We start from the raw sequence: 18,636 nt of genomic DNA on the forward strand, positions 1-18,636 counted from the left end.
TTCACCTCTTTAAACTATAGTTTTACACCGATCGCTTCATTTATATAAGAAGTAATAAAATCTGACCGGCGTCCTGTACCATATCGGTCAGGAATTTCCACAAGTAAAGGCTGCTGATTTTTCAGTCGTATATCAGAAATAATTTCCGGAAAATCGTTCCCGAGCTTTTCAGTCAGTAAAATGATGGCATTATCTTTGTCCTGAACCGCCTTCTCTAACGCTTGCCGAACTTCTGCCTTTTCATGTACAACAACACCTTCGACGCCAGCCAACCTCATACCTGTAGTGGTGTTGATGTTGTCACTGATCAAAAACATCTTCATTTTATAACTGTCCCAGTATCATAAAAGAAATAATCAATCCATATAGCGCGATGCCTTCGGCCAATCCCACAAAGATAAGAGAACGACCGAAGATCGAACTGTCTTCACTGATTGCACCTAAGGCAGCGGAAGCAGCGCTGGCCACCGCAACCCCTCCACCGATGCAGGAGAGACCTGTAACCAAAGCGGCAGCAATGTATCCTAAACCAGTTGCCAGACCATAATTTGCGGTATCGGCAACACCAGGTGTTTCTATTAGTTCAGACCCCAATACATATAAGTCCGGGTTGTATGCTAGAATTGTCGCAATAACGATACCGCTGAAAACGGAGAGTACATTGACCGTGAGAGATTTTTTAAAGCGGCCCCGCGTTTTCTTTCCTGCAAAATAGTAAGAGTAAGGCAATATAAACCCTAATACGAAAGTTGTAATTAATGTCAGTTTAATGAGCATGCTCATGTTTAATTTCCTCGCTTTCAATTCATAATAATTTTAGTATTAACTAAGTCAGATATTTATCTAAGAATGCTGATGAAGGGTTTGCCGTCACCTTTATAAAAATGACTGAATATTTCATAAAATTCTAATCTCAATACCTGTATACCGACCACAAGACCTTCCAGTCCGGCAACAAAAACATTTCCCATTATGATTACCAGCCAGTTGATATCGCCTCCCTCAACTGCACCGGCAAGCATGAGTACGACCTGCATCATCGCTGCGTGGCTTACTGCAAAAGCCCCAACACGGACAAAAGAAATAGTGTTGGAAAAGTAACTCAATAGTACTTCGAATAGTTCAAAGAATGCCTGCACAATAAACATGACCATGCCACTATCCGACTCTGCTTTATGATGTTCCAGTTTATTAATGATAGGCTCCTCAAAAGCAATTAAGAGAAGCGGGAGTCCGAACATGACCAGCAGAATCAGTGTGGCTGGAATCGGATTGCCACTCAAGAAAACAAGGACAACTGTAATCAGCGAGAGATAAAAAACTAATCCTGCCAGACCATTACGGTCAAACAGTGCTCTAACATTCTGATGGTTCTTCCATTTAATGACCACACTCAGTACTAGTGTGGTTGTTATCATAAACATACCAAAAGCAATGGCCGCTACAAAAACTGTATTGATCATTCCGATAAATGGTAAATCTGTCATGGCGGTCAAGGGATGTAGCCAAAGCGGTTCTATGATGTCTTCAAAACCAAAAAGACTTCCATATAAGAAACCGAAGATCGTAGAGAATACACCAGCCAACGCTACTATGCCGCCTAAGTCTATATCCTTCAACTTATATAGTAGAAATCCACCGACAGCCAATATACTGCCCTGGCCTACATCACCGAACATCGCTCCAAAGAGCAGTGAATAAGTCAGAGCAACAAGTGATGTGGGATCAAACTCTCTGTAGTTCGGCACCCCATACATCTTTACGAATAATTCGTAGGGTCGGAAAAAGCTGAAATTATGGATTTTTGTTGGTGGTGTCACTTCCTGTGTGTCTTCTTCATCCTCCACGATCACAATGACATTTGGATCTCCTTCTGTCTCCTGTTCGAATTCGATGGCCGCTTTTTCGGTCATCCACCCTCTCAGTAAATAACGGGTTTCTTTCTGAACAAATTCATCATGAGTCAGCGCTGCGTATTTTCGTATATTAAAGTTATGAGCCAAGTTTTCCAAACGCTGCTTTGTCTTCAATAAAGCATTTTTGTAAGGGGTCAGCAAAGTCTTGATGATCCGCTCATTATCTGAAATATGTTTATTCAGGACCTTCAATTCACTTCTCAGCTGAAGGACTATTTCTTGCGGTGTACCTTCATATTCATCCGGTATAAAGATGCGTTCCCAGTTCATTGAGGCAAACATTGCATCAACGCGAGCCAAACTTTTCAGTGGAGTGAAATAGACTCCATAGGTATAATTCTCATCCTGGACACATTCAATAAAAATCGACGGTGTAATGTCATACACATACTTAGTAAATTTATTATAGTTAGACCGAGTGAATCGACCAAACCTGAAGCGTATATTCTCCATATGAACGATCTTTTCTATTGGATAATCCAAATTAACAAAGGGTGCGATCAAATTCAACGACTCTTGTTCTTTATCTCTCAGACTCGTATATTGTAGGACCTTTTGATGATAAGGGTCAGTATCCTGTTCCAGCTGTTCGATTAAATGCCGGATAGTTTCCAATGAAGTTTTATCTTTCGTTAATGGAGGTTCACTGTCTTTCGCTCCTAAATAATCCAGTAACGTATTGATCCGTTCAAGATAATCTTTGAAAGGACTGGAACTTGTGTATGGACGCAGTGTCTTGGCTCCATAAAGTTCTGTCAAAGCATTTTCCAAATGAATTTCATGATGCGAAAGATATTGGTCTACCATTCGATCAATGTCATCTTTCGGACCAGAGATTGTCAGAAATTTCATTTTAGTTATCAAAACTTATCCTCCTTCATTAAATATTTTAATTGACTACTCTTTCACTCCGATGATCCTTTGAATTTCTCGGGGACCCCGGTCATAATGGATGGCTTCTAAAAGGGTAGTCAGCATTTCCACCTCTTCTTCTTTATCATGCAGATAATTATAAATGGAAGCAATGGAATAGGGGTCTTTTTTTGCATTATTATGGATTATATCTTCCATTAGAGTATCGTATAAATTTTCAAGCTGGACGCCATTTTCAATGTTTTCAACATATCTGCCATATTTCGTTGTTTCCAGTACACGCCAGAAACCGTCAATATTATCAGCTGAAAGCAGTGCTGAAACTTCCGGCTGTCTTAACCGATAATTCACTGGTATCAGTAATGTGCTGATTTGTTCGGCCGGAAGGTCATAGTACTTTTTATAGCGATAAATAAAAATAATATTCAACAGGTCAAGCTTAGTTCCATATATCTCTTCAAATATAGCCTGTTCTTTTTTTCCTAAAATCTTATTTTTCTCCTGCCAGATCGTTGTGAACGCAAATGTATCAAGTGCAGTTTCATAGTCAAATAATGACGGTTCTTCTACTGTATCAAGTAGTTTGATGGGCTGATAATACATGCTCCCCTGAAGTGCTTCCTTAAAGCCCTCCAAAGTATTGACACTCTTCAACGCTTCAAAGTCGAGATGGGAATGACGATTGAGATACTGAAGATATTCATAACTAACTTCTTCATAAATTTCAGAAATATCAAAAGCCCGACGCAAAATTTTCTTCAAGACAGTGATTTCATACATAATACCGTATATCTTTAAAAAATCACGTTGTTTAAAATTCGCAAAATGAAACAATTTGTTAAAATCTTCATAGATTGAAGAATTTAAAAGACCTTCAAGATAACTCCGGTAAATTTTAGTTTTATCTACATCTTTTAACACTTCGCTATAGCCAGGTTTCCTTTGTAAATATGCAAGAAAAGCTTCGATAGAATCGAGATGGGAAATTTCAATATAGTCTTCTGTCGAAAGAAGTTTTCCATGCATCCCACGGATTTTAGTGGTTATGGCTGTATATTGATTCAGCAAGCTGCTCACCTCAAGTTCTCAGTATATTCCCTACGATTTCCTGAACGATATCATCTTTTTTCTGCCTATATTCTTTCTCAAAACGTTTAATTTCATTTTCGTAAAGACTGTACAATTCCTTTTTGTTTGCTTCTTCTTTCTGGTTTATTTCAAACTGTATTTCTTTCAGCTGTTGTTGTGTCTGCTGATTTATTTCACTATCAAACTCTTGCTGCTTTCTTTCGTAAACTGTTCGTAAATCTTTCTTTTTCTCGTCTATACTGCTTTGCATATCCTGCGCAGTTTGTTCAATCTTAAAGAGCTGATCAACGATATCATTCATTACGAGTTCCTCCATTTCATCTTTACTTCTTCTAATCTAAGCAGTCTACATTTTTTTACGCAAAAATCAAGAACTGCATTAAACAACACTTTTTACACAGAGTCCTGCTGAAGAAAACTGCAATGCCAAGTCACTGATTCTAGTATACTCCACTAACCTGCTGATTGGAAAGCGAGAAAGCAGGTTAAATCATCAGATTTCTACGATTTCATTTTTACTCATCGTATACTATTTATGTAAGGAAAAACAGAAAAACACTAGTTAAAGAGTGTCAATACGCCTAAACTAGTGTTTTTCTAATCGTTATTCTCTAAACGTGATTTCCAGGAAATAATCACTTTATTATCTACTGTGGTCAATAAATGTTTTTATATAGTGAACAACCAAATCTTGCTGTTCGGTACGGGAAAGAATACTCCGGCCATCACCATCCTGAAGTCCGTAATATCCGAAATTGGAGTGATTGCCTCCTTCTATTTCCTTATATGACGTTTTCTCAGGCAGCAGTGACTTTGACTTTTCATAATTTTCATCGTTGATTACTTTATCATTCGTGCTTGTTATGGAAAGGATAGGAAAGTTCAAATCAGACAAGTCACTATTCTCATTTGGATACCCTGCCAGTAAGATAATTCCTTCGATGTCATCAGGATTTTCTTTAGCATAGATTGTGGCGCTTGTACCTCCTAAAGAATGTCCCGCCAGCCACCAGTCTTTATCTGTTACGTATTCTTTTTTTATTTCTTCTATGGCATTTGTATTCAGGATAGCAAGCTCAAGCGGCATATCAGGAATAAAGACTTGGTACCCTTCTTCGCTAAGATCCATAGCCAATGGAAGGTATGCAGCTTCTTCAACCAGCCCTCCCTGATATATAACGATCTGTCCTTTAATATCATCAGATGAGACAGAGGGGGTTACTTTGATCCACCCTTCCTCCTGACTTACTGTTTCTTCTTGAAACAAATCTGTCGCTTCCGGCAAAGCCTCATACGTGTTGAGCTGCAGAAAAATATAGGCAGAAGATAGGATCAGCAATATGACGATACCTATACCTAAAAGCCATTTCTTCCACGATCTATGGTTTGATTTCATCTTTCCACACTCTCCTTGAAACAGTTTTTTCTCAAAATCATCATTGTTTTCACATTAATGGTCTTATAATCACTTTAGAGTAGCCACTATTTTTACCTCATCCCAGCTTAATTCTCTCGTTGGAACAATGATCGCAGACCGGTTACTATCATATATCAGAATCATATCGTCATACTGTTCGATCCTTTTTATATCTTTCAGTTTCAGTTCTTCCTGAGCATTTTCACCTGTTACCGTTATCGTATATTCACTGATGGTCAGGCTTTTTTCTCCAAACAGATAGTCTTTTTCTCCTTTTGACAACATCTTTCTGGTTTGTTTCAGGATCGTTTTTCTGTACTGTTCCGGGAAATAAAGAACCCATAACCCGAAAAAGCCTGTAGCAGTGATGACCCAATAAATAGCTGGCTGTCTGAACAGAACAGTGCCCATTAAAAAGATCGATCCAGAAAAAAACAGGGGAATCAACAGACGTAAAAACCAGTACGTTTTTCTTTGGGCAGGCGAGTCTTCTATATAATGAAGGTTGAATCGCACAAAATCTTCTTCATTTAATTCATAATTAATGATCATTCAATCCCCCGCTCTCTTATATGTTTTACCTTTCAACAAACAGTTACTGATTTCCATAAAACTGATTAAAAATTTTACAGACAGCTAAGTTCAGATAACATTGTATCTGTGCTTTGTCTCGACCTGAAGTGATTTTCAACTGCCAAGCCCCTGACTCCAGCTGTTCATCAACCAGCCACTGCAATCCCCTTTTAATGTCAGGATGAGATGGCGGGAAACCAAGAAGCGACAGAGAATCCAGAACGGATATCAAGTCGGCATAACAAAATGGGTAGACAAACTGTTTCCAGTACTTTTTGTCCTGTCTGTCAGGATAAATGTCTCGTTTGAATATATACCGACTGACCAGTTCCCCGGCTTCTATGATTTCCTGCCATTTCTTATAGTGTGGGTGTATACAAAAGGCGCGCAGCACTACCGCCGTGATCATGTACGAAGAGGGCTGAGTGAAGTCTGGTTCGATTGTTTTGTGATAATCATAAGTCACATCAATGTTATAATTTTTTGTCCTGAACGCAAGTGCCCAGCCTCCATCGTTCTGTCGGTTATTTATTAACCAGTCCAGAGCCGCTAAAATTCTTTTATCATCTGGATAACCTGCTTTAATAAGAAGTTCTGTGATACCTGCTGTATAGTTCGGCGTATACTGTTTATCATAAATGCCACGAAAATCTCCCTGATCAGTCTGAACAGAAAAGAAATAATCTGCTGCGTTTTGAACTGATGAATGAGAGCGATCAAGATTATACATTTCAACTAGCTTTCCTAGATTTCTGAATGACTGATACTGATTCAAGTTAGACAAATCCATGGTGTTACGTGTTTTGGGATATTTCCAGAAGCCTTGGGGCTCCTGCATTCTTACTAAGCGCAAGACTTCTTCGGATGTTCCCCCTGATTCAAAAGGAACTTCCCGGTCACATAAATCTTTAAACACTTTAAGCTTGAAGGCATCATCACTCTTTTCGAGTAAGGGGGCAATGGGATCATAGTTCAACTGCTTCAATCAGGAATGATTATATTCAGACATGACAACCTCTCCTCGAAAAGTGCATTTAGTCTGTTAGTTAACCCATACATCTATCATTTGATAGTTCTATTCTACACTAAAACAGCAACTGTTATTAACAACAGCTGCTGCTTTTCTTTAATTAATTTTCTATTTCTTTCACTCGTCCGACAATACCGCTTTCCAGTCTCACTTTAATCCCATGATGATGCGATTTTGAGTTAGTTAAGATGTCTTTCACTACACCTTCTGTCAGCTTGCCCGAACGCTGATCCTGTTTTTGTACGACTTTCACCTTTTTACCTGGTTCGATATCTGCGCGTTTTGTACCCTCCATGTTTATGTGCTCCTTAATAAAATTGGTTTTTATTTCTTTCTCGATGTTCTTTTACATAGTAACACAAATCAGTGATAGTAATCAGCTGGTACAGTCACACGCCTTAATGATTTAAAATGTACATCCTCATATTTGACTTTAAGTAAAAATTCAATAGACATGCGGATTATTATATTCAATGTCCATTACTTCAAAATTAAACCAGTTGTAATCCCCTTCATCCAGTTTCCAGGTGATCTCTCCTTTGGTCGGTACATTTATTCCTTCAAATGACTTATAGGTACTGACTGGTATCGACCACGTTTCCATTCTGAATTCACCATCGAAATCGCCATACCGCTCGGCTTCGAACCGTGTAACTTCTCCCTTGTCATTTATTGTAAATATTCCTGAAGCCGAGACTCCTTTATACGTCATGACAGCTTTTGCCTTGTGACTATCTATTTCTTTCCATTCTATATAGTCATTCAATAAAGCAGACGGGAACCACATCGTCTCTGCAAGGTATCTTAACAATGTCCCCTGGTCGATTTCTTGGCCTTGCGAGTCAGCCAAGGTAAAGAGAGACAAAGGTTTTATCAGCATGCTGCCTCTGCCGTTTTGATATTTGTCGCGTCCGGAGATATGAATGAATGGTGCAGCCTTAATTGTTGCATCCCAGATGAAACCGGGCTCTACTGAAGTGAAGTATTGTTCAGCCTCGACCGGCATCCATCTGCTGTCTGGTCCCAGTCTCATTTCTGCCTGCTGTCTTAAACGAACAGACACTACACTTTTTTTGCCTATAATCCCGCTATACTTAAACCATCTCTGTACATTTTCCGGCAATCCTTTCAAATCTTCTTCAGATATCCTTTCTCCCTCATTTTCTACCGTACTGAAAAGTTCCTCTACTTCAGCTTTAACATTTCTTTTAAAAAGAGTTTGAGCTAAAAGTGATCCTGATAAACCTACTCCTGAAAGCACCAGTAAGCTAATGACTAGTCGTTTGGTCAGCGACATTATTTCTGTCCTCCGTTTCCGTTACTTTTTATCCTTTTTCACATGGGCAGGTCGCAGCTTTCTTCCACCAATAGTGCACAATACAGCGGGCGCTATGAATGTGGCCCCCCTGCCCAGGATATAGAAATAAAATGGGTGGTTTTTCAATCCTTCTACATACTGAAAGTAGTCAGCACCCAGACGGATAGCAAAGCCTAGAACGAGCAGAAAAGCAGCTGCGAATAAAAATATACTGATTTTCTTTGTATTTTCCATATCTGTCCTCCAGTCTTTAGGTGGGAATTCACCATGTATAAAGACAGTCTGGTCTATTTGTGAAAAGATTAACATAAAAGTATAAATAATTCAATATTTACGCACAAAAGAGCTGACCAGGTTTCTGGTCAGCTCTTTTGTTATAAGGATATTACGTGGTCTGATTAGACGTCTCCTTTGAATCCTCATCCGTTTGTTTATTTATTGTGATCAGGACCGTTTCTATACGGTTTTCCTTCATATCTTCCACTTCAAACGTCAGGTGTTTGTATTCTACTCTTGCGTGGTCATTTTTGGATGGCACGTGTCCCAGTTCATTGATCAGAAAACCTCTGACAGTATCAAATTCATCCGTTGGGAAACTAACGTTAAGTGTATGTTCCAAATCACGCAGACGATACGTCCCGATCACACTGTACTGATTGGAAGAAAGCTTCCTGATCTCATCATCGTAAACACCCGGTTCCATACTTTCGCTAGTGATTTCTCCAACGATTTCTTCTATGACATCTTCAATAGTGATCATTCCCTGGGTGCCGCCGAATTCATCGAGCACGATAGCCATATGCGTTTTTTCCTGTCTCATTTTAGCAAACAGCTTATCAATAGTTTGAGAGTCCTGAACATAATGCGGTGCTCGCATAGCTTGTTTTAGTATAAAGGTAGAGCCATTATCTTTTTTCATATACATAAACAGATCCTTTACATGCAGGACGCCTACGATATTATCTATATTGTTTTCATATACAGGAAAACGGGTGTACTGATATTTATTCACTGTTTCCAATACAGTATTCAAATCCGAATCCGAAGATAAGGCGATCATATCCGTCCGGTGAGTTAATATGTTGGAAGCAGTCGTATCATTGAATTCGAATATGTTCTCGATCATCACTCTTTCGACCGGATGAATGGTCCCTCTTTCACGCCCTAAATCAACAAGCAAACGAATATCTTCTTCTGTCGCTTCTTCACTTTCAGCATTAGGATCCGCACCGAATAATTTAAATATGACCCTGATAGAAAAACTCAAAAATTTCACGATCGGTGCACTGACTTTTGCCAGCAGGGACACAGGCCCTACAGCAATATTGGCAATGGCTTCAGCTTTCTGCATCGCCAGCTGTTTAGGGACCAGTTCACCAAAAACTAAGGTGAAATACGACAATACGACAGTTATCACCACAACTGAAATCGAATTCAAGGCACTTAGAGAAATAGGGACACCTAAATCGTACAGTGCCTGTGCCATTGGGTCGGCAAAGAAATCTGCAGCGAAAGCACTGGAGAGAAAGCCTGCGAGAGTAATGCCGATCTGAATGGTACTCAAGAATAAACTCGGTTTCGATATAAGATCATATAGTTTCTGGGCTTTTTTGTCTCCGTTATCTGCCATGCGCTTGACTTTATTGTCATTCAGGTTCACAAAAGCCAGTTCAGATGCTGCAAAAAAACCATTTAAAAGGATCAGAATAATGAGTGTTACGATTGCTATCGCCATTGGATTTCCTCCATACAGTGTTACCTTTTAGTTAAAATAAGTCTATCACACTGGGGTTTATTGTCAATCAAAGTTGACCGCGTCGGACTCCTCGAGATAGCTTGATTCTGTCTTCAGATCACATACCCTTATCGTCTGGGCAATAGTCCAGTCAAACCATGAGACTTTAATGTATGCCACAAGGGTCTCCATCCATTACGGGTGATCCTGGGTTCTTTTCCTTCAGAAAGGCGGGCGATCTGGTGTTCATAGTAACTGATCCCCATCAATGAACCCACTTTCCCGTCCAGATAGCTACTCCCGGTGGTGAGTCGTGGCGTATTTATCTGCGGGCTTTTCCCTTTGATGATCTGACTAGGTAAATCAGAATACAAAACTAAAGGGCGTGCCAGACCGATCATCGAAGTTTTACCTTGTCGGAGCGCTTTCTCCATGCTGTCAACTGATCGGAAACCACCCGTCACTACTACCGGAACATCGACCGAAGCTTTTAATCTTTCGGCATAATCGATGAAGAAGATGTCTTCACTGTCTTTTTCAGTTTCTTTGAACATTCGTGGATTCTCATAATTGCCACCTGAGATCTCGATCAGATCGATACCCGAACCGGCCAGGGTCTGTGCTACACGAAGTGATTCCTTTTCGCTGAATCCACCTGAACTGAAATCAGAAGCATTGAGCTTTACGCTTATAGAAAAGTCCGGACCCAGTTCTTTTCTCATTCCTGTATAGATTTCCATTAAAAATCGCATCCGATTTTCAAGTGAGCCACCGTACTGGTCGCTGCGCTGATTATGCTGTGCCGAAAGAAACTGACTGACGAGGTAGCCATGGGCCCCATGAATCTGGACCCCTTTGAATCCAGCCCTTTTTGCGACAGAGGCGGTTTTTATGTACTTTTGAACAAGTCCTTTGACCTCTTCTGTCGTCAGCGCTCTGGGCTGGCTGAATAACTGACTGGAGTAATTCTGTAACGGAATGGCGCTGGGAGCAACTGGCTCTTTGGATAATGAACGGGGAGACTGTTTGCCCGGATGGTTGATCTGCATCCACAGCTGCGCCCCCTGCCTGCTCCCGGCTTCCGCCCATTTTTTTAGTAGGTCAAGATCTCTTTCATCTTCAACCACCACATTGCCCGGTTCCCCTAGAGCATTTCTGTCGATCATGACATTCCCAGTAACGACAATACCTGAGCCACCTTCTGCCCATCTTTCATACAATTTCATATGATTCTCAGTGGGTTGATGATCCCGGTTTGCCAAGGTTTCACTCATTGCAGACTTCAGGAAACGGTTTTTGATTTCTTTACCATTAGGCAGTATCAGTGGTTCTAATAATTTTAGCGAATTCATTCGTTTATTCTCCTCAATTTAAATTTTTCCCATTCCGATTAAGTGTAACATGTTGAGATCGTAATCGATCAAAGAGTGTCTTTCGAACTTATACATAACGCGTGTGATATAATCTTATTATAATAAATCTATATAATCCCTAGTAAAGAGGAAGTGATACTGCCAATAAAAAGCCAGCTCCACTTTTCAAAAATATGGAAAAGAAGGTGTGTATCATGTCAAAGAAAATCACTACTGAATCACTGAAAAAATTCAATACAGTGATGGGTTTTCTGCATCTTGTTCAAGGATTACTCATGCTGGGTTTTGCGCTTTTCATTGAACGGATCTCTGATTTCACTGTGCCTGTCATGTCCAATTTCCTCACATTCGATCAGACTCAAATGCGTCTTGTCACTGAAACCAATCAATTGTTTGACGTGCCGTTTGGTATCATGGTCTCCTTATTTTTATTTATATCGGCCGCTGCGCATTTTATCATTGTCAGTCCCTGGGGCAATCCTATCTATAATAAAAATTTAAAAAAAGGTATGAACCCTTTCCGTTGGTATGAATATGCTCTCAGTTCGTCACTTATGATCGTACTGATCGCTCTCTTATTCGGTGTCTATGACATCGGTGCTCTTATCCTGATCATTGCCGCTAACGCTTCTATGAATCTATTCGGTTTAGATATGGAAGAAATAAATCAATATACAGAAAAAACCAACTGGAAACCCTTTGTCTTTGGCAGCATTGCTGGCGCAGCGCCCTGGATCGTTATTCTTTTGTATGCATTCGGAAACTCAAATCCCGCAGAAGTCCCCTGGTTTGTTTATGCCATTGTCGGCAGTTATTTTGTCTTCTTCAATTTGTTTCCAATCAATATGATCCTGCAGTACAAGAAAATCGGAAAGTGGGACAACTACTTGTATGGTGAAAAAGGCTATATCGTCCTGAGTCTGGTGGCTAAGTCTATTTTGGCCTGGCTCGCTTTCGCCGGAGTCATGCAGCCTCAATAGAGAATAATCAAAACGAGATCCTGGTAATATAGGGATCTCGTTTTTATATGTCTATCTCACTATACAGACAGTATGCCTCAGTTAGTGAAAATCTCGTTTGTGGATCGCCGTGTAAACCAGATCACCCTCTACTCGTTTGCTTTCCATTAATGATAGACTTTTTACCGCAATTTTTTCCTCCGGCACCCTCAAGTCTGCTTTGATTTCATCAAATCCTTTTTCCAGTAAGGCTTGTCTGACCATAGTAATATGGGGAATGTAGTCCTGTTCTTCTTTCGAAAATCCTGAAACTTCGAGTTCAGTTTCCAGCTGTTCTTTCAACTTAAACAGCTTCTCCGCCTTCCCCTTTACGCCGACCCAGATGATTTCTTTGTTTTTCCTTGGGAAATGTCCTAAACCACCTAAGTATAAAGTAAACGGCTGTATCTGCTGAACAGTATCGTCTATAGCTTTTTTTAGTTTCTCTGCTTCGTCCTCATTCACTTCTCCTATGAAGCGTAAGGTGATATGGAAATTATCAGATGATGTGTAATTTCCTTTACTGATGCTGTCTTTCAAGTTCAGCTGAATGTCAGTCAAAACTCTTTTAACCTGACTATCCAGTTCAATCGCTATAAAAAGTCTCATATCTTCACTCCCTCAATGTCTAAAGTTGAATTCTTATCAATGAAGTCAGAAAAAATTAATGATAAGGTCCCTCCCGTGCAGTAAAGGAAACTGTATAGAACACATTTTTGTTAATCTTATAGAAAAGGTTTCTCCCAGTTATTTCAGCGCAGAGATACTCTAATCTATGAACGATAGGAAGAAGAACCGTGTCCAAAAGAATGCCTATGAGGTTTATCTAAAATACCTCTGTTTTAATCATTAGTAAGCTTCTCAGCTGATCTTCTATCCAGTTAAGAATAATATGATTGTTCCCCCTAAAGTATTGACCAAAAGGTGAGCAATAATGATTATCGTCGTGTTTTGAGATTTTTGTGCTACAAATGACGCAGCCAGTGCCCCCCGCAGTAGAAAAATAAGGTTCCACCACCAGAAAATATGAAAGAGTGTCCAGAGAAGTCCGTGAAGAATCCAAGTATATTGACCGTGCACTATTTCCTGCCTTGGAAGTATATATCCCCTCCACCAGAACTCTTCCCCAAGGATATTAAAAAACAAGAAGAATAACTGAAAGGTGATAAGCAGTGCAATTGGCGTTGTTTCAAATTCAGGTGGTATCCCAGATACTGTCATTCGCGGATCCAATGTTGTAGGTAAATATTCAGGCGGAGCGAAGCCAACAACATCGAGCAGCCACGATTGTGTAGGTAGTAAAAGAAAATTCCCTGATATCATAAATAAAGACAATCCTAAAGTCCAAAGCCACTCTTTTTTTGATCGGTTTCAACCGGAATCTACGTTTGATCACTTTCCATCTCAATTCGTATCCGTCAAATTTCAAGGCAACAAACGATGCACCAAAAAGAAGGATGACAGGCCCCATCAAGGTCAACGTGTAATTCAACACTGGATCGACTCCGCCCTCACCTAACAACGGCATGATCACATAGATACTTATTATAAATATAGCTGCTGGTATGCCGAAATATAATAGTGACTGCCAGAATGGCATGGGTTGAACCATTTTATCTTTAATCATTGCCTCCCTCCTTCTTTATATCTTATTATATGGCAGCTAGCTCCTTATCACTAACAATAAGACAATAAAATAATAAAATGTAAAAAAGCTTCAACTTAACATTCAATTAAGTTGAAGCTTTTTCTCTATTCTATTTAATAATTCAGTTAGAATGAAAGAACATTCATAGCAACCAGAATATTTGTAATAATATACAATAGCGGTATGGAAAGAATCGTTCTGAAGAGGAACACTTTAATGACATCCCAGAAGTTCAGACCAATTTTTGTCTCTACCAGGATCATTCCGGTTTCTGACATAAATACCAGTTGTGTAAAGGCCAGAACACCAATAAAGAAACGGGCAGCTTCACTCTCAGCACCGCTTATAAACAGTGCCGGCAGATACATGTCAGCGAAACCGGCAAGAGATGCCGGTGCCATCTGAGCAGCAACATCCGTGCTGTATCCTATGAACTCATACAGAGGGACCAGCGGTGCACTGATGATATCGAAGAATGGGGTGAACTCGGCAATGATAAGGGAAATCGTACCGACAGCCATAATGATAGGTAAAAATCCAATGTATATATGGATGATGTTTTTGATCGCTTCAATAAACGCATCTAAAACTTTCGTATCCTTGGCCTGTTCCACAGCAGAATCATAGGCGTATTCAACGACTGTTTCATCTTCAGGAACTTCCACAGTTTTTGGTGTTTTTCCTTCATAATATTCAGGTTCGAATTTCTTCAGCGGCAAACGTGCTGTAATAAAGGCAATGATCAGTGTGACTAATAAAATGGACCCGTAAAAAACAGGGAAGATACTGCCAAACCCTAATTCGTCAGCGACCGCTGCAGCAAAGGCAATACCTACCACCGAGAAACTAGTGGCAATAATGTAGGCTTCTCTTTTATTATAGTAACCACGCTGATATTGCTTATCTGTGACGACAATACCGATCGTTCCGTCGCCAACAAATGAGGCGATGGCGTCGATCATTGAATAGCCGGGAACTCTAAATAGTTTTTCAACTACTGGCCCCAGCAGGATACCAATAAACTCAACAATACCAAAATGAGTGAGTAAAGGAAGTGCCAGTATCCCCACAAAGAATGTTATGTAAAGTGTCGTGAGCAACCCGCCTTCACCCGCCATCAGACCACCCGTATTCGGATCCAGTATGACGCTTGCGAAATCATAGCTTGCAAACCAGTTATTCAGCACCATCAGATACAGGAAAGATCCTGTGATCCTCAATACAACGTTTAACGGTGATGCTTTAAACATGTTATTGATGGTCTTACTTTTGGATGTATAGAACATAAAGACCACAGTTCCGATCAATACGATCCAGGCACTTGCAGCTGTAAATGCAAGGAATTCATCCAGTATGTTATTTTTTACAAAGTCAATGATGTGAGAGAGCATGATCTTGCTCTCGCCACCAATTGTAAAAGGAACGAGAAAAAAAACAAAACCGAAAAGCGATAGAAATATAAATTTCAACTTGTTTATCATATAGTAACCTCCATTGTTGTCGTTTTTTAGAATAGCACACACTAGATTACATTACAATTATAAATTTATAATATAAACATACATTTAAAGGTTATTATATGCATAAAAACACATAAAATAGATTAAAAATCAACTATTAGTATGCGTTCTTCTTAACTGATCTGGATGTGAGAAATTCCTGCCATTCTTCATATATATTAAGAAGATCATCGTCCAGATAACTTAAGGCCTTTTCCTTTATACTATCCGGGACCCCATAGTATGCTTCAGCTATCGACCCGGTAATGGCTGCAATCGTGTCACTGTCTCCTCCGGTGGAAACTGCCAAACGAATGGCATCCTCAAATGATGTCGCTTCAATAAATGCCCTGATTGCTTGAGGAACCGATCCTTGACATGAGACATCGAACTGATAAGACTCCCTGATGTCATCTAGACTGAAATCCAGCGCGTAGTAATCTGCATTAATTCTCGAGAAAATCGTACTTTTTGATAATCCTTTTCTCGCCATATATATTGCCAGTGTGACCGCTTCAGCCGCTTTTAATCCTTCTTTATGATCATGCGAAACCCTCGTGACTCGTGTAGCTATTTCCAGTGCATCCATCTCATTCCTGCCCGCGTGGCCGGCAGCGCTGACCCGCATAACTGCACCATTTCCGTAACTTTTGTAAGGTTTAGGATCGTCGCTGAAAATCCAGTTGATGAAATGCCCACCGAAACCACAATCGGGATGATTCCGACCGATTTTTTGCATAAACTTTACAGCTAAACTTTCCAGCTGAGTATAGTCTATAACGTCAAATGGGTTTTCCTGTAACGCCGGATCCTTATTTTTTTCTACCTCCATGATAGCCTTTCCTATGGCCAGTGTCATTATGCTGTCATCTGTTGGTCGGCAGTCCGAAGTGAACAGATCGAATGCCTTGCTTTTATGATCAGCATGTTCAAACCTTGACCCCACTATATCTCCAACAATAGCTCCAATCATCAAACTTCCACCTTTCATGTCACATACTTTATTATACTTGGATATATATTAAGAAATCATCTATTTAGACTTTTAAACTTTGTGCTTCAAGTCTCACCACTCTGTATTTGTGACCGGGAAATCGTTTACCCGTTCGTCCAAAATATTTCTTTGGCTTTTAATGCAGTAAAAAGACTCGATCCCTTTCTTTCGGATCGAGTCTTTTTCGACTATATGAGTTTAAACGGTTATTCCTCTTTGGCCACCCAGTGATGGGGTTTGATTTCAATAAAGCTGCTTTTTTCGAGATCGAACCCTTCTTCATCCAGTTGCTCGACCGATTCGCGTGTTGCTTCATATACGGGGTCCGGTACAGGGATAGCAGATAATAATTTTTGTGTATATGGGTGTATGGGATTATCAAACAGTTCTTCCGCGTCAGCGAGTTCAACGATCTGACCGCTATACATCACGGCGACCCGATCAGAGATCTGTTTGACCATTGCCAGATCGTGAGCGATGAATAGATAAGTCAAATTAAACTTTGTCTGAAGCTCTTCCAGTAAGTCGACGATTTGAATCTGGATGGAAGCATCAAGAGCTGACAAAGGCTCATCAAGAACAATAAATTCCGGGTTGACTGCCAAAGCGCGAGCGATCCCTATCCTCTGACGCTGTCCGCCTGAAAATTCATGAGGATAGCGCTGTGCAAAACTTTCGTCCAGACCTACCAGATCAAGCAGTTCCAGGATACGTTTTGTCCGTTCATTTTTATTTTCGGCCAGGCCGTGAACATCAATTGCTTCTCCAATAATTTCCATTATTTTCATACGCGGATTCAAGGAAGCATAGGGATCCTGGAAAATCATCTGGATATGTTTACGCATCGTTTTCATTTCTTCCAGGGATAAGTTATTCAAATCAAAGCCTTCGTAAATGGTTTCCCCACTGGTCGGTGCATGCAGGCGCAGAAGAGTCCGTCCGGTTGTTGATTTACCTGAACCCGACTCACCCACAAGTCCAAGCGTCTCCCCTTCATAAATCGAGAAACTGATATCATTTACAGCTTTTAACGTTTCCCTTTTCCCCAGCGAGAAAAATTTATTTAAACGTGAGACTTCCAGAAGTTTCTTTCGCTGACCCGAGCGTATTTCAGCCAGTTTCTTCTTATGTGCCTCTGATTTTTCCTTGTGCAAATTAGGGATGGCATTTAGAAGCATTTTCGTATAATCTTCTTTGGGATTTACAAAGACACTCTTCGTTTCTCCTGATTCAACGACTTGACCTTCTTTCATTACTATCACCCGGTCGCACATATTGGCAACGACACCAAAATCGTGTGTGATCACTATGATCGAGGTACCAAACTTCTTCTGGATATCCTTCAGTAAGTTCAGGATCTGAGCTTGAATGGTCACATCCAAGGCGGTAGTGGGTTCATCGGCAATAAGCAGGGCCGGGTTACATGCCAGAGCCAACGCGATCATCATACGCTGACGCATCCCCCCCGAAAATTCATGGGCGTACTGACTGTAACGTTCTTCGACATTTGATATCCCTACTTGCTGCATCATTTCTTTTGCTCTGATTTCAGCCTTTTTTTTCGACAGTTTCTCGTGGTAGCGCAGCGTTTCTGTGATCTGAGCACCGATAGTCATGGTAGGATTCAATGAGGTCATAGGATCCTGAAAGATCATTCCGATGTCATTCCCTCTTATGTCCCGCATCTCTTTTTCTGTTAAGCTGAATAGTTCCTTGCCCATAAAGGCGATGGAACTTTCCGGATGGATGTGCGCATTGGGAGCCAAGAGCTGCATGATGGATCGTGCAGTGACACTTTTTCCGCTTCCGGATTCACCCACGATACCGACCGTTTCCCCTTTTTGGACATCAAACGATACATTTGACGTCACTTGCTGCATGGTATCTCCCGTTGAAAAAGATACTGATAGATTTTTTACAGTTAATAATGTTTCCATTGTCTACTCCTTCATTTTCAGGCCTCTATAATAGGGAGCCGCTCTTCTTCTCGTGCTTTTTTAGAAATGTAACACTATTTGTCACAAAAAGAAACCTTTTTTCTCTTTCCCGCACTTGATGCCATTATTCCCCTCTCATATCATTGCCAGATTTCACTAGCCTTTCCAAGGACTTCTTACAAATAATTAGTATTTTTCTCAATAAGACTTGACGCGTCATAATACTTTTGATATAT

At 40.3% G+C, this 18,636-nt stretch carries 20 protein-coding genes and 1 pseudogene; 1 reads left to right on the top strand and 20 read right to left on the bottom strand.

Annotated features, from left to right (window positions below):
* Positions 1-14 precede the first annotated feature (14 nt).
* From AB4027_RS08925 to AB4027_RS08985, 13 genes are all read right to left on the bottom strand, one after another.
* The gene (locus tag AB4027_RS08925) at positions 15-323 is read right to left on the bottom strand and encodes a V-type ATP synthase subunit F (RefSeq protein ID WP_091487995.1); all 309 of its coding nucleotides are present in this window, start codon (positions 321-323) and stop codon (positions 15-17) included.
* 1 nt (position 324) lies between these two features.
* The gene (locus tag AB4027_RS08930; RefSeq protein ID WP_368645059.1) at positions 325-783 is read right to left on the bottom strand and encodes an ATP synthase subunit C; all 459 of its coding nucleotides are present in this window, start codon (positions 781-783) and stop codon (positions 325-327) included.
* A 56-nt stretch (positions 784-839) separates the two neighbouring features.
* Entirely contained in the window at positions 840-2,780 is a 1,941-nt protein-coding gene (locus tag AB4027_RS08935; RefSeq protein ID WP_368645060.1) for a V-type ATP synthase subunit I, read from the bottom strand.
* A 33-nt stretch (positions 2,781-2,813) separates the two neighbouring features.
* On the bottom strand, positions 2,814-3,866 hold the full coding sequence (locus AB4027_RS08940; protein WP_368645061.1) for a V-type ATPase subunit: 1,053 nt from the start codon (positions 3,864-3,866) through the stop codon (positions 2,814-2,816).
* A 1-nt stretch (position 3,867) separates the two neighbouring features.
* The gene (locus AB4027_RS08945; protein WP_368645062.1) at positions 3,868-4,179 is read right to left on the bottom strand and encodes a hypothetical protein; all 312 of its coding nucleotides are present in this window, start codon (positions 4,177-4,179) and stop codon (positions 3,868-3,870) included.
* A 342-nt stretch (positions 4,180-4,521) separates the two neighbouring features.
* Positions 4,522-5,274 (bottom strand): alpha/beta hydrolase, encoded by a 753-nt coding sequence (locus AB4027_RS08950; protein ID WP_368645063.1) that lies wholly within the window; start codon positions 5,272-5,274, stop codon positions 4,522-4,524.
* A 69-nt stretch (positions 5,275-5,343) separates the two neighbouring features.
* Positions 5,344-5,847, bottom strand: coding sequence for a YcxB family protein (locus AB4027_RS08955; protein ID WP_368645064.1), 504 nt, complete (start codon positions 5,845-5,847; stop codon positions 5,344-5,346).
* Between the two features lie 43 nt (positions 5,848-5,890).
* The gene (locus AB4027_RS08960) at positions 5,891-6,853 is read right to left on the bottom strand and encodes a hypothetical protein (protein WP_368645065.1); all 963 of its coding nucleotides are present in this window, start codon (positions 6,851-6,853) and stop codon (positions 5,891-5,893) included.
* A gap of 145 nt (positions 6,854-6,998) precedes the next feature.
* On the bottom strand, positions 6,999-7,193 hold the full coding sequence (locus tag AB4027_RS08965) for a YwbE family protein (RefSeq protein WP_368645066.1): 195 nt from the start codon (positions 7,191-7,193) through the stop codon (positions 6,999-7,001).
* Positions 7,194-7,343: 150 nt separating this feature from the next.
* The gene (locus AB4027_RS08970; RefSeq protein ID WP_368645067.1) at positions 7,344-8,195 is read right to left on the bottom strand and encodes a DUF6544 family protein; all 852 of its coding nucleotides are present in this window, start codon (positions 8,193-8,195) and stop codon (positions 7,344-7,346) included.
* Positions 8,196-8,216: 21 nt separating this feature from the next.
* Positions 8,217-8,450, bottom strand: coding sequence for a hypothetical protein (locus tag AB4027_RS08975; RefSeq protein ID WP_368645068.1), 234 nt, complete (start codon positions 8,448-8,450; stop codon positions 8,217-8,219).
* A 151-nt stretch (positions 8,451-8,601) separates the two neighbouring features.
* Positions 8,602-9,951 carry a hemolysin family protein gene (locus tag AB4027_RS08980; protein ID WP_368645069.1) on the bottom strand — a complete coding sequence of 450 codons (1,350 nt, stop codon included), beginning with the start codon at positions 9,949-9,951 and terminating at the stop codon, positions 8,602-8,604.
* Positions 9,952-10,079: 128 nt separating this feature from the next.
* Complete coding sequence (locus AB4027_RS08985; protein WP_368645070.1) at positions 10,080-11,303, bottom strand: NADH:flavin oxidoreductase/NADH oxidase family protein; 1,224 nt, start codon at positions 11,301-11,303, stop codon at positions 10,080-10,082.
* A 215-nt stretch (positions 11,304-11,518) separates the two neighbouring features.
* Here AB4027_RS08985 and heR point away from each other — a divergent pair, with 215 nt between their 5' ends.
* Complete coding sequence (gene heR, locus AB4027_RS08990; protein WP_368645071.1) at positions 11,519-12,304, top strand: heliorhodopsin HeR; 786 nt, start codon at positions 11,519-11,521, stop codon at positions 12,302-12,304.
* An 81-nt stretch (positions 12,305-12,385) separates the two neighbouring features.
* On the opposite strand, the gene thpR is transcribed toward heR, so the two are convergent.
* The 7 genes and pseudogenes from thpR to AB4027_RS09025 form a co-directional block, all read right to left on the bottom strand.
* Positions 12,386-12,931, bottom strand: coding sequence for an RNA 2',3'-cyclic phosphodiesterase (gene thpR / locus AB4027_RS08995; RefSeq protein WP_368645072.1), 546 nt, complete (start codon positions 12,929-12,931; stop codon positions 12,386-12,388).
* Positions 12,932-13,195: 264 nt separating this feature from the next.
* On the bottom strand, positions 13,196-13,645 hold the full coding sequence (locus tag AB4027_RS09000; RefSeq protein WP_368645073.1) for a CPBP family glutamic-type intramembrane protease: 450 nt from the start codon (positions 13,643-13,645) through the stop codon (positions 13,196-13,198).
* Positions 13,572-13,949, bottom strand: coding sequence for a hypothetical protein (locus AB4027_RS09005; protein WP_368645074.1), 378 nt, complete (start codon positions 13,947-13,949; stop codon positions 13,572-13,574). Before AB4027_RS09005 ends, AB4027_RS09000 begins: the two co-directional genes overlap by 74 nt.
* Positions 13,950-14,095: 146 nt before the next feature.
* Entirely contained in the window at positions 14,096-15,451 is a 1,356-nt protein-coding gene (locus AB4027_RS09010) for a YjiH family protein (RefSeq protein WP_368645075.1), read from the bottom strand.
* A gap of 136 nt (positions 15,452-15,587) precedes the next feature.
* Positions 15,588-16,442, bottom strand: coding sequence for an ADP-ribosylglycohydrolase family protein (locus AB4027_RS09015; protein ID WP_368645076.1), 855 nt, complete (start codon positions 16,440-16,442; stop codon positions 15,588-15,590).
* A 227-nt stretch (positions 16,443-16,669) separates the two neighbouring features.
* Positions 16,670-17,572 carry an ABC transporter ATP-binding protein gene (locus tag AB4027_RS09020; RefSeq protein ID WP_368646422.1) on the bottom strand — a complete coding sequence of 301 codons (903 nt, stop codon included), beginning with the start codon at positions 17,570-17,572 and terminating at the stop codon, positions 16,670-16,672.
* Between the two features lie 18 nt (positions 17,573-17,590).
* A pseudogene (locus AB4027_RS09025) lies at positions 17,591-18,400 on the bottom strand (ABC transporter ATP-binding protein); the annotation flags it as partial.
* Positions 18,401-18,636: the final 236 nt, after the last annotated feature.

This window comes from Alkalibacterium putridalgicola, from assembly GCF_040959045.1.
Lineage (GTDB): Bacteria > Bacillota > Bacilli > Lactobacillales > Carnobacteriaceae_A > Alkalibacterium > Alkalibacterium putridalgicola.

Bases quoted from the DNA above. Each gene is read 5' to 3' on its own strand.
- AB4027_RS08925 (WP_091487995.1), bottom strand. From the start codon at position 323: ATGAAGATGTTTTTGATCAGTGACAACATCAACACCACTACAGGTATG.
- AB4027_RS08930 (WP_368645059.1), bottom strand. From the start codon at position 783: ATGAGCATGCTCATTAAACTGACATTAATTACAACTTTCGTATTAGGG.
- AB4027_RS08945 (WP_368645062.1), bottom strand. From the start codon at position 4,179: ATGAATGATATCGTTGATCAGCTCTTTAAGATTGAACAAACTGCGCAG.
- AB4027_RS08950 (WP_368645063.1), bottom strand. From the start codon at position 5,274: ATGAAATCAAACCATAGATCGTGGAAGAAATGGCTTTTAGGTATAGGT.
- AB4027_RS08955 (WP_368645064.1), bottom strand. From the start codon at position 5,847: ATGATCATTAATTATGAATTAAATGAAGAAGATTTTGTGCGATTCAAC.
- AB4027_RS08965 (WP_368645066.1), bottom strand. From the start codon at position 7,193: ATGGAGGGTACAAAACGCGCAGATATCGAACCAGGTAAAAAGGTGAAA.
- AB4027_RS08970 (WP_368645067.1), bottom strand. From the start codon at position 8,195: ATGTCGCTGACCAAACGACTAGTCATTAGCTTACTGGTGCTTTCAGGA.
- AB4027_RS08975 (WP_368645068.1), bottom strand. From the start codon at position 8,450: ATGGAAAATACAAAGAAAATCAGTATATTTTTATTCGCAGCTGCTTTT.
- AB4027_RS08980 (WP_368645069.1), bottom strand. From the start codon at position 9,951: ATGGCGATAGCAATCGTAACACTCATTATTCTGATCCTTTTAAATGGT.
- AB4027_RS08985 (WP_368645070.1), bottom strand. From the start codon at position 11,303: ATGAATTCGCTAAAATTATTAGAACCACTGATACTGCCTAATGGTAAA.
- heR (WP_368645071.1), top strand. From the start codon at position 11,519: ATGTCAAAGAAAATCACTACTGAATCACTGAAAAAATTCAATACAGTG.
- thpR (WP_368645072.1), bottom strand. From the start codon at position 12,931: ATGAGACTTTTTATAGCGATTGAACTGGATAGTCAGGTTAAAAGAGTT.
- AB4027_RS09000 (WP_368645073.1), bottom strand. From the start codon at position 13,645: ATGATATCAGGGAATTTTCTTTTACTACCTACACAATCGTGGCTGCTC.
- AB4027_RS09005 (WP_368645074.1), bottom strand. From the start codon at position 13,949: ATGATTAAAGATAAAATGGTTCAACCCATGCCATTCTGGCAGTCACTA.
- AB4027_RS09010 (WP_368645075.1), bottom strand. From the start codon at position 15,451: ATGATAAACAAGTTGAAATTTATATTTCTATCGCTTTTCGGTTTTGTT.
- AB4027_RS09015 (WP_368645076.1), bottom strand. From the start codon at position 16,442: ATGATTGGAGCTATTGTTGGAGATATAGTGGGGTCAAGGTTTGAACAT.